Genomic DNA, 14456 nt, shown 5'->3' with positions numbered 1-14456 from the left:
ATGCGACGGCTCGACGCCGCGGGCTGGCTCGATGGCGCGCGCTGGATCGCCTCACCCAATTTTGATCATCGCCCGGCCGGCCAGACGGCGCGGTTGCTGGTGGTGCATGCGATCAGCCTGCCGCCGGAACAGTTCGGCGGCGACGGCGTGGTCGCGCTGTTTGGCAACCGGCTGGACCCGGCGGCGCATCCCTACTTTGCGGATATTGCGCATCTGCGGGTGTCTGCGCACTTTTTCATTCGCCGTGACGGTGAGCTGATTCAGTGCGTGCCGACGCATGCGCGGGCCTGGCATGCGGGCGTCAGCGTCTGGCGCGACTGCGAACGCTGCAACGACTTTTCGATCGGCGTCGAACTCGAAGGCTCGGATACCCAGCCGTTCAGTGAGGCGCAGTACGCGCAACTCAACGCGCTGATCGACGACCTTGCCCGCCAGCACCCGATTGAAGACGTGCTTGGCCACAGCGACATCGCGCCAGGTCGCAAGACCGATCCGGGCCCGTGTTTCGACTGGTCGCGCGTGGTCATTCCGCTGCTGCGCTGAGTGTTACGTTTGTTGTCCCGGCGTGCACGGGTCATGTGGGTGCCGTATAAAGTGGCCTGAGCCGGGCAATGGCCGGAATCGATTGACCAACTGCAGGAGGTGTTATGGGACTGTTCAACTTCATCAAGGAAGCGGGCGAGAAGCTGTTTGGCACGGGTGAGGCGAAGGCCGCCCAAGAGGCTGCCGCCAAGGATCCGTCCGCCGACAAAGTGGCTGCGGCCAATGCCAAAGCGGCCGAGGCGATCGCCAACTATGTGCGTACGCTGAATCTGCCCATCGAAGGGCTGACGGTGGCCTTCGACGGCGCGGCCGGCGTGGTGTCGGTCGGTGGGACGACGCCCGACCAGGCCACGCGCGAGAAAGTGCTGCTCGCTGCCGGCAACGTGGCCGGTGTGGGCGAGGTGCAGGACACCATCGTGGTGACCAACCCGGAGCCGGAGGCCAAGTTCCACACCGTGGCGCGTGGCGACACCTTGTCGGCGATTGCCAAGACCTACTACGGCAGCGCCAACAAATACATGGTCATTTTTGAGGCCAACAAACCGATGCTGTCGCATCCGGACAAGATTTATCCGGGTCAGATGCTGCGGATTCCGGCGCAAGGCTGAGCGACAAAAAACCCTGCTATGTGCATGGTGAAAAGACGGAGCCTCGGCTCCGTTTTTTTTCGCCGCCCGAAGCCGCGCCGCTGCTGGCGCGCCGCCATATTTGTGGTATTTTTGCCACCGTTTTTAGCAGTTCAAAATTGACAAAATCCATATGAATCAATAGAGTGCGATTCGTGCTGCGTTGCAGCATATGCGTGGCGATCGCTCCCCGACCTGGTGGGATCGTCAAATCGAGTGAGTGCGTGATCTTACCGGTCACGCGGGACACCACTGGCGACCCGACTCTCCGAGGATTCGTTGCTCCGGCCGGCTGACAAGCCATCCGGACGGCCTGAATCCACGCTGTGCCGACGTTATTCTCATGACGACGGCACGGGTGAGCAGAGGCGGGCCTCTTGGAGGACCACCATGAAGAACGCAACGGTCATGAAGCGCGCCATTTTTCATAGCGGTGCATTTCTGAAGCATTTTGCCCACGGCAGTCTGATCGCCCTGGGTCTCCTGTCGGCAGCGGCTCTGGTGGCCTCTGTCATCGAACCTCAGTCAGCCGCCCGCGGCTTGCCGATCGTCAGTCTGGCGCAAGCCCATGCTGAAGCCGTGATGCCCCCGCGCCCCATGGTCGAGCTTGCTGATGAACCCGAAGCCCTGTTGCAGGCGCCGCCAGTCGTGGCCACGGCCGATGCCGAGTTGTCCCCCGAGCTGGAGCGCGTGCGTAGCTACGTGGCACGTCGTTACCGGGTGTCGCAAACGGCCTTGCTGCGCCCCTTGGTCCGTGCCGAGCAGTCGGCCGAAGAGCTGGGCCTGGATCCGCTGCTGATCGTGGCGGTGATGGCGATCGAGTCGAGCTTCAACCCGATGGCCGAAAGCACCGTGGGGGCGCAAGGCCTGATGCAGGTGATTCCGCGTTTCCATCAGGACAAGATCGGCCCGGACGCGACGCCCGAGTCTTTGTTTGACCCCGTGACCAATGTGCGGGTCGGGGCACTGGTGATCCAGGAAGGGCTGCGCCGCTACGGCTCGCTGCAGTCCGCCTTGCAGTACTACGGTGGCGCGCTGCGCGACGAGAACGCGCGATACGCCAAGAAGGTGTTGTCGATGCAGGCACGCCTTGCTGAGGTGGCGGCGAAGTCCGACGCCTGAGTATCAAGGCTTCAAGAAAAGGACGGCTGTTGCGCCGTCCTTTTTTACGCCAGTACGCGGCGGATCCGCTCGGCGGCTTCGGCCAGTCGGGACTGGCTGGTGGTGTAGGCGAAGCGCAGATGCTGGCGTGGGCGGTTGTCGCCAAAGTCGATGCCCGGCGTGGCGGCCACGCCGGCCTCTTCGATCAGCCGGCGGGCGAGGGTTTCGCTATCGTCGGTGAGCGCGCTGACATCGCTGTAGATATAGAAGGCCCCCTGCGGCTCGGACGCGACCTTGAAGCCGAGATCGCGCAGTGCCGGCAGCAGGGTGTTGCGCCGTTCGGCGAAGGCCTGGCGGCGTGATTCGAGGATGTCGAGACAGGCCGGGCTGAACGCGGCCAGCGCGGCTTGCTGGGCGATGGTTGAGGCGGAGATGAAGAAGTGCTGGGCGAGGCGTTCGATCTCGCGCGCATAGCCCTCGGGCGCGACCAGCCAGCCGAGTCGCCAGCCGGTCATCCCGAAATACTTGCTGAAGCTGTTGACCACGAACACGTCGTCCATGGTCTTTAGCGCGGTACTCGAATCCACACCGTAGGTGAGCCCCTGATAGATTTCGTCGACGATCAGCTGGCCGCCCCGCGCTCGCACGGACTGGCGCAGGGCGCCGATCTCGGGCTGGGTGAGCAGGGTGCCGGTCGGGTTGGCGGGCGAGGCAACAATCAGCCCGCGGGTGTTGGGCTGCCAGGCGGTTTCGACCGCGGCGACCGTGGGTTGGTAAGCGCTGTCGGCATTGACCGGCACCGCGCGGGCGACGCCCTCGAAAGCGCGCACCAGATGGCGGTTAGACGGATAGGTGGGGTCGGGCAGCAGCCAGCTGTCGCCCGGGTTGGTTGTCGCGGCCAGGGCGAGCATGAGCGCGCCCGAGGCGCCGGGGGTGACGACGATGCGCTCTGGGGCGACATCGGCACCGAAACGGTCCTGGTAGAAACGTGCGATCGCTTCGCGCAGCGGGGCGATGCCCAGCGCCGGCGTGTAATGCACATCGCCACGCGCCAGAAAGCGGGTGGCGGCTTCGACCACCGGCGGCGGGCTGGGGAAGTCCGGCTCGCCGATCTCCATGTGGATGATGTCGCGGCCCTGAGCTTCGAGTTCGCGGGCGCGGCGCAGCAGCTCCATCACATGGAAGGGGCGGATGTCGGTCATGCGGTCGGCGAGGGACAGAGTCGGGGCGGTCATGGAGGAGTTCCGGGGCGGGGTTTTGCCATCATAGGGCGCGCGGGGCGGCGTGAAAATGCAACAAGCGCCGACCGGCGGCGCTTGTTGGCAGTGCAGGCCGCCGGCGGGCGGCCGGGTGTCGCGGTTCAGACCGACAGGGCCAGTTCGAACAGTTCGCGCTTGAGCAGCATCTGGCGCGGCAGACGGTCCTGCAGCTTGTCGAACCACTCCTTGTGCGAGGCCAGTTCTTTCTTCCAGGCCTCGGCGTCGATGGTGGTCAGGGCTTCGAACTCGGCCTTGGTGACGTCGGCGTCAGTCCAGTCCATGTCTTCGAAGCGCGGCATCCAGCCCAGCGCGGTTTCCTTGGCGGCGATGTTGCCCTTGCAGCGATCGACGATCCACTTGAGCACACGCATGTTCTCGCCGAAGCCCGGCCACATGAACTCGCCCCTTTCGTTCATGCGGAACCAGTTGACGCAGAAGATCTTCGGCGTGTTCTCGACCACGTGGCCCATCTTCAGCCAGTGATTGAAGTAGTCGCCCATGTGGTAGCCGCAGAAGGGCAGCATGGCGAACGGATCGCGTCGCACCACGCCCTGCGCGCCAAAGGCGGCCGCGGTGGTTTCGGAGCCCAGGGTGGCAGCCATGTAGACGCCGAAGTTCCAGTTGAAGGCCTGGTACACCAGTGGCACGGTGGTAGCGCGACGACCGCCGAAGATGAAGGCCGAGATCGGCACGCCGGCGGGGTCTTCCCAGTTGTCGTCGATCGACGGGCACTGGTTGGCAGGAGCCGTGAAGCGCGAGTTCGGGTGGGCGGCCTTGCGACCGGTTTCCTTCGCCATCGCGGGCGTCCAGTCCTTGCCCTGCCAGTCGATCAGGTGGGCGGGGGCTTCCTTGCTCATGCCTTCCCACCACACGTCGCCGTCGTCGGTCAGCGCGACGTTGGTGAAGATGATGTTTTCCTTCAGCGTCGCCATGGCGTTGAAGTTGGTTTTCTCGGAGGTGCCGGGGGCCACGCCGAAGAAGCCGGCTTCCGGGTTGATGGCGTAGAACTTGCCATCCTTGCCCGGCTTGATCCAGGCAATGTCGTCGCCGACGGTGGTGATCTTCCAGCCGTCGAAGGACTTGGGCGGGATCAGCATGGCGAAGTTGGTCTTGCCGCAGGCCGACGGGAAGGCGGCAGCCACGTAGGTCTTTTCGCCTTCGGGTGATTCGACGCCGAGGATCAGCATGTGCTCGGCCAGCCAGCCTTCGTCACGTGCCATGGTTGAGGCGATGCGCAGAGCGAAGCACTTCTTGCCCAGCAGGGCGTTGCCGCCGTAGCCCGAGCCGTAGGACCAGATCTCGCGGGTCTCGGGGAAGTGCACGATGTATTTGGTGTCGGGGTTGCACGGCCAGCGGGCGTCTTTTTCGCCATGCGCCAGCGGGGCGCCGACCGAGTGCACGCAGGGCACGAACTCGCCGTCGGTGCCGAGCACGTCATACACGGCCTTGCCCATGCGCGTCATGGTGCGCATGTTGGTGACCACGTAGGGGCTGTCGGTGATCTCGATGCCGATATGGGCGATCGGCGAGCCCAGCGGGCCCATCGAGAAGGGCACTACGTACATGGTGCGGCCGCGCATGGCGCCCTTGAACAGGCCGTTCAGCGTGCCGCGCATGACGGCCGGATCTTCCCAGTTGTTGGTCGGGCCGGCGTCGCCCTTGTCGGCGGAGCAGATGAAGGTGCGGTCTTCGACCCGGGCCACGTCGGACGGGTCGGAGAAGGCGAGGTAGGAGTTTTTGCGCTTTTCCGGATTGAGCTTGATCAGCATGCCGGAGTCGACCATTTCAGCGCAGAGGCGGTCGTATTCTTCCTGCGTTCCGTCGCTCCACTCAACCCGGTCGGGTTCGGTCAGGGCGGCAATTTCAGCGACCCATTGTTTGAGCTTTTCTTGGCGGACGTAGTCCGGAGCGGCAGACAGAGCGGCCTCGGCGAATTGGTTCATGGCGCGGAATTCTCCAGGATTGCAGGTTGTAAACCGTAACGCCCGCCACCGGCATACAGCCGTGGCGAGCGGTCCTCTCGGAGTGCATCTGAACGAGCGTCGCGGCCGTTGGGCAATACAACGCGAGCGTCAGGTGCTACCCCTGAAGTGCGCGCTACAAGCGGTGGTGCGCACATGTGGAAACCACGAAGCGACAAGGCCGCTTCCGAAAGCCTATGATTATGCCACGTCAGCCCCCGACGAGAAAATCCTGGTGCGGGAAAAGTGCACATCAAGAAAGGATTTTGTTGATTTGGGGGTGGTAGCGACATGGAAATGAAAGCTTATTCCAATAATAGGGTGAAACCCTAGGGGCGGTGCCTACTGCCCCAATGACCAGGAGATGAGGATGCCCATGGACGATTCGATTCGCGAGGCCGCGCTGGACTACCACCGCTACCCGCGCCCGGGAAAGATTTCGGTCACGCCGACCAAGGCGCTGACCAACCAGCAGGATTTGTCGCTGGCCTATTCGCCGGGCGTGGCGGCGGCATGTGAGGCGATTGTCGAGTCGCCCGCCGAAGCGGCCAACCTGACTTCGCGCAGCAACCTGATCGGTGTGGTCACCAACGGCACGGCGGTGCTCGGTCTGGGCAATATTGGCCCGCTGGCGGCCAAGCCGGTGATGGAAGGCAAGGGCGTGCTGTTCAAAAAATTTGCCGATATCGATGTGTTCGATCTGGAAATCAACGAGCCCGACGCCGACAAGCTGATCGACATGATCGCCGCGCTGGAGCCGACCTTTGGCGGCATCAACCTCGAAGACATCAAGGCGCCGGAGTGCTTCTATATCGAGAAGAAGCTGCGCGAGCGGATGAACATTCCGGTCTTCCACGATGACCAGCACGGCACGGCGATTGTGGTGGGCGCGGCAGTGCTCAACGGTCTGCACCTGCAAGGCAAGGATCTGAAGACCGTCAAACTGGTGACTTCCGGCGCCGGTGCCGCGGCGCTGGCCTGCCTGGAACTGCTGGTGATGCTCGGCGTGCCGGTTGAAAACATCTGGGTGACCGACATCGAAGGCGTGGTCTACGAAGGCCGCACGACGCTGATGGACCCGATCAAGGCGCGCTACGCCAAGCCGACGGACGCCCGCACGCTGGGCGAGATCATCGAAGGGGCTGACGTATTCCTCGGCTTGTCGGCGGGCGGTGTGCTCAAACAGGACATGGTCAGGAAGATGGCGCCCAACCCGCTGGTGCTGGCCCTGGCCAACCCGCGGCCGGAGATCCTGCCCGAGGATGTCAAAGCGGTGCGCGATGACGCGATCATCGCCACCGGCCGGTCGGATTACCCGAACCAGGTCAACAACGTGCTGTGCTTTCCCTTCATCTTCCGCGGCGCGCTGGATGTCGGTGCGACGACGATTACCGATGAAATGAAGATGGCCGCCGTCAAGGCGATTGCCGAGCTGGCACGCGCCGAACAAAGCGACATCGTGGCCGCGGCGTATGGCGAGAAAGTGGCCGGCTTCGGTCGTGAGTACATCATTCCGCGCCCCTTCGACCCGCGCCTGATCGTGCTGATCGCGCCGGCGGTGGCTCGCGCGGCCATGGAGTCCGGCGTGGCGACGCGGCCGATCACCGACTGGGACGCCTACACCACGATGCTCAATGGCTTCGTGTGGCGTTCGGGCCTGATCATGAAGCCCGTGTTTGCCGCCGCCAAGCGCAACCCCAAGCGGATCATCTTCAGCGAAGGCGAATCCGAGCGCGTGCTGCGTGCGGTGCAGATCGTGGTCGACGAGGGCCTGGCGCGGCCGATCCTCATTGGCCGCCCGGCCGTCGTGGCCAACCATATCGAGCGTTTCGGCCTGCGCCTGCAGGCCGGCACGGATTTCGATCTGGTCAACCCGGACTCCGACCCGCGCTACGACAGCTTGTGGAAGCACTACCACGGGCTGATGGAGCGCAGCGGCGTGTCGGTGGAGTACGCCAAGCGCGAAGTGCGCCGTCGCTCGACCCTGATCGGCGCCTTGCTGCTCAAGTTCGGCGATGCCGATGGCCTGATCTGCGGCACCTACGGGATGCACCAGCTGCACCTCAAGTTCATTGACGATGTGCTCGGCCGCAAGCCCGGGGTCAGCAAGTGCTACACGCTGAACCTGATCAACCTGCCGGGGCGCACGGTGTTCATGGCCGACACCTATGTCACTTACGATCCGACGCCGGCGCAGCTGGTCGAGATGACCGTGATGGCGGCCGAGGAGATGCGCCGCTTCGGCGTCGAACCCAAGGTGGCGCTGCTGTCGCATTCGAGCTTCGGCTCGGACGACTCGCCGACCTCAGCCAAGATGCGCGAGGCGCTGCGCCTGCTGCACGAACAGCATCCCGACCTCGAGGTGGAGGGCGAAATGCACGGCGACGCGGCGCTCGACGCCACCACGCGCATGCAGGTCTTCCCGAATGCGCGCATGAAGGAAGACGCCAACCTGCTGATCTTCCCGACGCTGGACGCGGCCAACATCGCGTTCAATCTGCTCAAGACGGCCTCGGGCGAAGGCATGACGGTCGGACCGATCCTGCTGGGGGCGGCCAAGCCGGCGCATATCCTCACCCCGACGGCGACGGTGCGACGCATCGTCAACATGACCGCATTGACCGTTGTCGAGGCGATGGCCGAGCAGGCCTGATCGCCCTAACTGCCTGCTGGGCGAGGCTGCGGCGACGAGTGTGGTCTCGCATGACGAAGCCGTTTGGCGCATCCCTGGGTGTTTTTTGCCCGCGGGGCGCCAGGCGGTGCCGGCGCAGCACCCTGACGCAAGTTTGGTTTCTTCGATAAGGTTCAGTGATGCAGACGGTGCTTCAGGAGTTTGTCCTGTTCTGGGCCGTAGTCGACCCGATCGGTACCTTGCCGGTTTTTCTCTCGGCCACCGCCGGACTCGACGCCGCTAAGCGGCGTCGCGTGGCTGTGCGAGCGGTGATCGTTTCAGCCGCGCTGCTCACGTTCTTTGCCGTGAGCGGCGAGGCGCTCCTGGACGCAATGGGCATCCCGCTTGCCACCTTCGAAGTGGCCGGCGGGCTCGTCCTGTTCGCCTTCGCCATGTCGATGATATTTTTCGAAGGCAAGCCGCAGCGCGAAATCGAGCAAATTGGCAGCGAAAGGGATGTTGCAATCTGTCCGCTTGCCTTTCCTTCGATTGCGTCGCCCGGGGCGATTCTCGCGGTGGTCATGGCGATGGATCATCATCGAGGAGATTTGGCGCAGCAGTTTCTGTCCGGGGGGCTACTGGCGCTCGTGCTCGCTGCGACACTGGGCCTGCTTCTTGTCGCCGGCCCGATAGGCCGGCTGATCGGCCAGGCCGGTGCGGAGCTTGTCAGCCGAACGATGGGCTTGCTGTTGGCAGCGATGGCGGTCAATCATGTATTCAGGGGCGTTCAGACCTACTTTGGCTAAGCCCTGTGACTCCGTTTCGGGAGCGCAGATGCTGCACAGGCCTGAGTCGGTTCCATATTGAGAGGGAGTACGCATGACGTCTGAAGAGACCACCACTGAAATGCATGCCGAGTTGCCCGAAAAAGATAGCGACCTCGTGCTGCATTATTGTCATGCGACCATCCGCTTCGCGGTTCGCGTGCTGGCCGTCATGATGACTGGCGTTGTGCTGTTCGGCATTGGCGATGTCGTGTACGTGATTTATCAGCGGCTGATGACGCCGCCGTTATACCTGCTCAATATCAGCGATATCTTCGAGACTTTTGCTGCCTTTTTGGCGGTGCTTGTTGCCATCGAGATATTCGTCAACATCCGGCTTTATCTCAAGAGTTCGGCGTTGCCGGTCAAACTCGTGCTCGCCACGGCGCTGATGGCGGTAGCCCGAAAAGCGATTGTTCTCGATTTCGGCAAGCACGATGCCGCTGAGGTGCTGTCCCTTGCGGCCATCGTGCTTGCGCTGGGCTTTGCCTATGGGGCAGTTCACGTCTTCCATTCAAGATACAAATAAGCGTGTGAGTCTTCGCCGCGTGGCCTTGGGCTGCGTTTCAGTATGCCTTCTTCGCTGGATGGGCCAGCGTCGTGCGGCCGCGGTGGTTCGCGTTGGGTGCATCGGATACCGGCACGATCTGGAATGACCGAGTTTCTAGCGCGCCTATAGGTCTTTGGGTCTTTGATCAAAAAAATTGATGTTTTAAATCACTTTATTTGACTTTTTTTGATCTTTGCCTTGCTTCTATAGTGGAGCCGTCCAACAAGGGCTTGCGACCACCAGCAAAGTGGTTCGGCCTGGGCGAACGGCCTGCGGTTGCGATTTTCGCCCGACCTGGCCAATTCGAAGCACCCATTGACCGGAGAACTGTGATGAGAAGCTACCCAGACAATAGTCCCCAGGCCGCTGCACGTATCCTCTCTCTGGCTATTTTGATCGACGGTGGATTCGATCGTGATGAGAGCCGGCAATTGAGTGAGTCGGGCCTGCTCGCCACGCTTGGCCTTGATGAGGCCGCGTTTGATGCTGTGCTTGAGGATTTTTGCTATGACCTCCAGCAATCGAGCACATTGTGGAGCGTCAGCGAGGCGACGACGCGCTCGGCGCTTATTGATTCGCTGCTCTCCGAAATCGTCTCGCCGAGCATGAGGCTGCAACTACTGGATGGCATGCTTCGCATCGTCGGCGCAGATGGACACGTTTCTCGGTCTGAGGCAGAACTGCTTCGGCGCGCCTCTGCGCGCTGGATTCGCGGCCTTGAGCATTGATGCCTCTGCGCATGCGTGGCGCTACTGAGCGTTTATTGTCCTAAAGCACAATGTCCCCCGGCCGTTGTTCAAAACAACGGACGGGGGGCACATGTATACGGATAAGGCCGCGCTGGTGTTGACCGGAGGTGGCGCACGTGCGGCCTATCAGGTCGGCGTGCTCAATGCGATTCGGGAGCTGTGGGGGCGGCGCCCGGGCAATCCCTTTCCGATTCTGTGTGGCACCTCGGCCGGCGGCATCAACGTCGCCTCGCTGGCCGTGTATTCCGACAACTTTCCGATGGCCGTGCGCAAGATGTCCTACATCTGGCGCAATTTCCATGTGGATCAGGTGTATCGCACCGATTTCCCCGCCTTGGCCGGCACCGGTGCGCGTTGGGGCTCGGCCTTGCTTACCGGCTGGTTGTTCCGCCAGACGCCGCGCTCGCTGCTCGACAACGCCCCGCTGGCGCGGCTGCTGGAGAGCGTGCTCGACTTTTCGGCGATCGGCCGGGCGATTCGCGATGGCCACCTGCATGCGGTCAGTGTGAGCGCCTCGGGCTACACCTCGGGCGAGAGCCTCGCCTTTTTTCAGGCGGCCGACGGGGTGTTGCCCTGGCGGCGTGCGCAGCGGCTGGGGGTGCGCACCGAGCTGTCGGTGCCGCATTTGATGGCTTCAAGCGCGATCCCGTTTGTCTTTCCCGCCGTTCGCATCCATCGCGAGTATTTTGGCGACGGCTCAATGCGCCAGCTCGCGCCGATCAGTCCGGCGGTGCACCTGGGCGCCGACCGCATCCTGGTGATTGGCTCGGGCCGGCTGGAGGAAGAGGGGCGTCAGCAAGGCCACACCTATCCGTCGTTGGCGCAGATTGCCGGTCACGCCATGTCGAGCATTTTTCTGGATAGTCTGGCGGTCGATCTGGAGCGGCTCGAACGCATCAACAGCACGCTTGGCGCCTTCACCGCCGAGCAGCGCCAAGCCGCGGGCCTCACGCTGCGACCGATTGAAACCCTGGTGATCGCACCCTCGCGGCGGATCGACGCGATTGCTGGCCAGCACCGGCATAGCCTGCCCCCGCTCTTGCGCACGGTGCTGCGCGGGGTCGGGGCAATGCGCCCGAGTGGCTCGACGCTCTTGTCCTACCTCTTGTTTGAGCCCGCCTTTACGCGCGATCTGATCGCTCTGGGCTACGAGGACACAATGGCGCGTCGTCAGGCGGTGGTTGATTTCCTGCGGTTGTGAATCCAGGTGGCAGATGGCGAGATTTTTCTTTAGAAAACCCGCCTGAGTGGCGGATTTTTATGGATAATTTGCGAAACAACTTGCGGTGGACTTAATGAAGCCTGGACGACTCTTCGTCGCGTGCTGTTGTGCCGCCAGCCTGATCTGCGTGGCGAGCGCTGCGCCGCCCGAGCGGGTGAGCGTGGCAAAAAAAGTCGCGACACCCTTGCTGGCCGAGGCCGCGCGCGCCGATAGCCCCGAGCTGCGCTCCGAGAGCTTTCTGATCGTCGATCAGCGCAGCGGTGAGGCCTTGCTGGCGCGGAACGCGGATCGTGTTGCCCCGGTGGCATCCATCACCAAGCTGATGACCGCGATGGTCGTGCTCGATGCCCGCCAGCCGTTGTCCGAGATGCTGACCGTGACGGAAGATGACCGCGACCGTCTGCGCAAGAGTCGCTCACGCTTGCCGATTGGTAGCCGCGTCAGCCGTGAAGATCTGCTGCGCCTGGCCTTGATGTCATCTGAAAACCGGGCGGCAGCAGCGCTGGCCCGATATTTCCCGGGCGGGGACAAGGCCTTTGCCAGGGCCATGAACGACAAAGCGCGCAAGCTGGGCATGACCCGCAGCCGATTTGTCGAAGGCACCGGCCTGAGCGCGGGCAATGTATCGACCGCCAGGGATCTGTCGCTGATGCTCAAGGCGGCCTCGGGCTATCCGCTGATTCGCCAGTTCTCTACCGATAGCCATCACACGGTGGCGCTGGCGCGGGGTGCGCGCGAATTCCGCAACACCAATCCGCTGGTGAAGGATCCGAACTGGGAAATCAGTCTGTCCAAAACGGGTTACATCGAAGAGGCGGGGCGTTGCCTGGTCATGCAGACCTGGATGCGCGGCCGTCCGGTGCTCGTGGTGCTGCTCGATTCCTTTGGCTCGCGCACGCGCACGGCCGATGCCCGGCGCCTGCAAAAGTGGTTGGCGCAGCGGCCGTGGGATGCGCTGGTGATGGCGCGCAAGGGCGCAGCGGGCTGAGCGCCCGCCAGGCTCAGGCGGCGTCGCGCGGGCGGTAGCCCAGGGCGCGAGAAATCTGTCGGGCGGTTTCCAGGATCAGCGGGGCCCAATCGGGGTTGAAGCGTTCGGCCGGTGTCGACAAAGACAAGCCCGCGACCAACTCACCCGAATCGTCACGAATGCCCGCCGCAATGCACCGTACGCCGGCCTCGACTTCTTCCATGTCGTAGGCCACTTCATGGCGGCGGACCTTGTCCAGTTCTTTTTCCAGCGCCGCAGGATCACGGATCGACGTGGCGGTGGAGCCCGGCAGGCCGGTGCGTTTGGCGTAGTCGCGGATTTTTGGCAGACCGTCGTCGGCAAGAAACAGCTTGCCCGTGGCGGTGGTGTGCAGGGGGGCGCGTGCGCCGACGATGTGTACCACGCGTACGGACGAGCGGCCGCTTGAGGTGCGCTCGACATACACGATCTGATCGCCGTCACGGATGCCGAGATTGACGCTCTCGCCGGTGCGCTGGTGCAACTCGAGCATGGAGATGATCGCGGTTTCGCGCAGCGAAATGCGCGATTTGACCAAGGAGCCGAGTTCGAGCAGCCGGATGCCGAGGCGGTAGATGCCGTTCTCGGTGCGCTCGACGAAGCCGCTGGTGGTCATGGCGGCCAGGATGCGGTGCGCCGTAGATGGGTGCAGTCCGGTCTGCGCGGCCAGGAGTTTGAGCGAGACGGGATCGGGGTGCTTGGCCAGCACATCGAGCAGCGACATCATGCGTTCGATGACCTGGATCGAGGTTTTGGATTCTGGAGCGTTGGGGTCTTTCGGTATCTTCATTGCGGCTTTCCCTAGTAGGCGAATGGTACTTGACTCCCGTAGATTTCGCCTAGTGAAATACCGTATCGTGGCATAGCAAGGGCATTCACTGGAGGTAGGGCGGTATGGAACCGAGGATCGTTTTTCTGGAGAGGGATTCGGTCAAGGCGGCGTTTTCGCGGCCCACGGTGGCGCACACCTGGGTGGACTATCCGGATACCCGGCCGGCGGATGTGATCGAGCGCCTGCGCGATGCGCAGATTGCGGTCATCAACAAGCTGCGTATCGATGCGGCGGTGCTTGCGCAGTTGCCGGCACTGCGCATGATTGCGTTGGCGGCCACCGGCTCGGACAACGTTGATCTGGCGGCGTGTCGCGCGCGCGGCGTTGTGGTCAGCAATGTACGAGGGTATGCCGACACCACGGTGCCGGAGCACGTGATCACCCTGATGCTCGCCTTGTCGCGCAATCTCATGGCCTATCATCAGGATGTGCGCGCCGGTCGCTGGCCGCAGTCGCGCCATTTCTGCTTTCTGGATCATCCGATTCGCGATCTGCGCGGTGCGACGCTTGGTCTGGTCGGGCAGGGCAGTCTGGGCGGCGGTGTGGCGCGCCTGGCCGAGGCCTTCGGCATGCAGGTGCTGTGGTCGGAACGACCTGGCGCCGACCGCGTGCGTGCGGGGCGTGTGGAATTTGGCGAGGTGCTGAAGCGGTCCGACGTGTTGTCGCTGCATTGCCCGCTGGATGCGAGTACCCGCGGCATGATCGATCTGGCGGCCTTGCAGGCGATGAAGACGAGCGCCTTCCTGATCAACACGGCGCGCGGCGCGCTGGTCGATGAGGCAGCCTTGGCCGATGCCCTGCGCCAGGGCCTGATCGCCGGCGCCGCGATTGATGTGCTGTCTGCCGAGCCGCCCCCGTCAGACCACCCCTTGCTGGCGCCCGACATCCCCAACCTTATCGTGACGCCACATGTGGCGTGGGCGTCGGGCGAGGCGATGGCGACGATGGCGGCGCAGGTGGTACAAAATATTGACGCGTTTCTGTGCGGTGCGCCGAGAAACTGTCTTCCTTGAACCATCAAAAAACTGCATCCAATCGGGCTGTGGAAGACGAAAAATAATCAAAATCGAGACAATTCGATCCATATATGTATAAACTCGTCTGCCTCAAGTCGAATGACATTCGACGTTGGACGTGGCTTTCTGACACACTAGCCGCTCAAAGCGACCACG

13 protein-coding genes are annotated in these 14456 nt (G+C 63.1%); 10 read left to right on the top strand and 3 right to left on the bottom strand.

Annotated features, from left to right (window positions below):
• From ampD to FHP91_RS18695, 3 genes are all read left to right on the top strand, one after another.
• A complete protein-coding gene (ampD, locus tag FHP91_RS18705; protein WP_144311018.1) occupies positions 1-543 on the top strand; it encodes a 1,6-anhydro-N-acetylmuramyl-L-alanine amidase AmpD in 543 nt (180 codons plus the stop codon).
• 104 nt (positions 544-647) lie between these two features.
• A complete protein-coding gene (gene lysM / locus FHP91_RS18700) occupies positions 648-1151 on the top strand; it encodes a peptidoglycan-binding protein LysM (RefSeq protein WP_144311017.1) in 504 nt (167 codons plus the stop codon).
• A 408-nt stretch (positions 1152-1559) separates the two neighbouring features.
• Entirely contained in the window at positions 1560-2291 is a 732-nt protein-coding gene (locus FHP91_RS18695) for a transglycosylase SLT domain-containing protein (protein ID WP_144311016.1), read from the top strand.
• A 44-nt stretch (positions 2292-2335) separates the two neighbouring features.
• Here the strand turns inward: FHP91_RS18695 and FHP91_RS18690 are convergent, their stop codons facing one another.
• Positions 2336-3505: a pyridoxal phosphate-dependent aminotransferase gene (locus FHP91_RS18690; protein WP_144311015.1), complete on the bottom strand. Its 1170-nt coding sequence runs from the start codon at positions 3503-3505 to the stop codon at positions 2336-2338.
• Between the two features lie 125 nt (positions 3506-3630).
• On the bottom strand, positions 3631-5472 hold the full coding sequence (locus tag FHP91_RS18685) for a phosphoenolpyruvate carboxykinase (GTP) (RefSeq protein ID WP_144311014.1): 1842 nt from the start codon (positions 5470-5472) through the stop codon (positions 3631-3633).
• 394 nt (positions 5473-5866) lie between these two features.
• Here FHP91_RS18685 and FHP91_RS18680 point away from each other — a divergent pair, with 394 nt between their 5' ends.
• The 6 genes from FHP91_RS18680 to pbpG all read left to right on the top strand — a co-directional run bounded on the left by FHP91_RS18680 (position 5867) and on the right by pbpG (position 12434).
• Positions 5867-8143, top strand: coding sequence for an NADP-dependent malic enzyme (locus FHP91_RS18680; protein WP_144311013.1), 2277 nt, complete (start codon positions 5867-5869; stop codon positions 8141-8143).
• A gap of 158 nt (positions 8144-8301) precedes the next feature.
• A complete protein-coding gene (locus tag FHP91_RS18675) occupies positions 8302-8907 on the top strand; it encodes a MarC family protein (RefSeq protein WP_144311012.1) in 606 nt (201 codons plus the stop codon).
• 73 nt (positions 8908-8980) lie between these two features.
• Positions 8981-9454, top strand: coding sequence for a phosphate-starvation-inducible PsiE family protein (locus tag FHP91_RS18670; RefSeq protein WP_144311011.1), 474 nt, complete (start codon positions 8981-8983; stop codon positions 9452-9454).
• A 353-nt stretch (positions 9455-9807) separates the two neighbouring features.
• A complete protein-coding gene (locus tag FHP91_RS18665; protein ID WP_144311010.1) occupies positions 9808-10203 on the top strand; it encodes a TerB family tellurite resistance protein in 396 nt (131 codons plus the stop codon).
• Between the two features lie 91 nt (positions 10204-10294).
• Positions 10295-11425, top strand: a complete 1131-nt coding sequence (locus FHP91_RS18660; RefSeq protein ID WP_144311009.1) for a patatin-like phospholipase family protein — start codon at positions 10295-10297, stop codon at positions 11423-11425.
• 94 nt (positions 11426-11519) lie between these two features.
• Positions 11520-12434 carry a D-alanyl-D-alanine endopeptidase gene (gene pbpG, locus FHP91_RS18655; RefSeq protein WP_144311008.1) on the top strand — a complete coding sequence of 305 codons (915 nt, stop codon included), beginning with the start codon at positions 11520-11522 and terminating at the stop codon, positions 12432-12434.
• Between the two features lie 13 nt (positions 12435-12447).
• Here the strand turns inward: pbpG and FHP91_RS18650 are convergent, their stop codons facing one another.
• Entirely contained in the window at positions 12448-13242 is a 795-nt protein-coding gene (locus tag FHP91_RS18650; RefSeq protein ID WP_144311007.1) for an IclR family transcriptional regulator, read from the bottom strand.
• Between the two features lie 104 nt (positions 13243-13346).
• On the opposite strand from FHP91_RS18650, the gene FHP91_RS18645 reads away from it, so the two are divergent.
• Positions 13347-14297 carry a D-2-hydroxyacid dehydrogenase gene (locus tag FHP91_RS18645; protein WP_144311006.1) on the top strand — a complete coding sequence of 317 codons (951 nt, stop codon included), beginning with the start codon at positions 13347-13349 and terminating at the stop codon, positions 14295-14297.
• Positions 14298-14456: the final 159 nt, after the last annotated feature.

Source organism: Denitromonas halophila (assembly GCF_007625155.1).
Taxonomy (GTDB): domain Bacteria; phylum Pseudomonadota; class Gammaproteobacteria; order Burkholderiales; family Rhodocyclaceae; genus Nitrogeniibacter; species Nitrogeniibacter halophilus.
The sequence above is the reverse complement of the archived record's forward strand: the minus strand, read 5'-3'. Positions and strand labels throughout refer to the sequence as shown.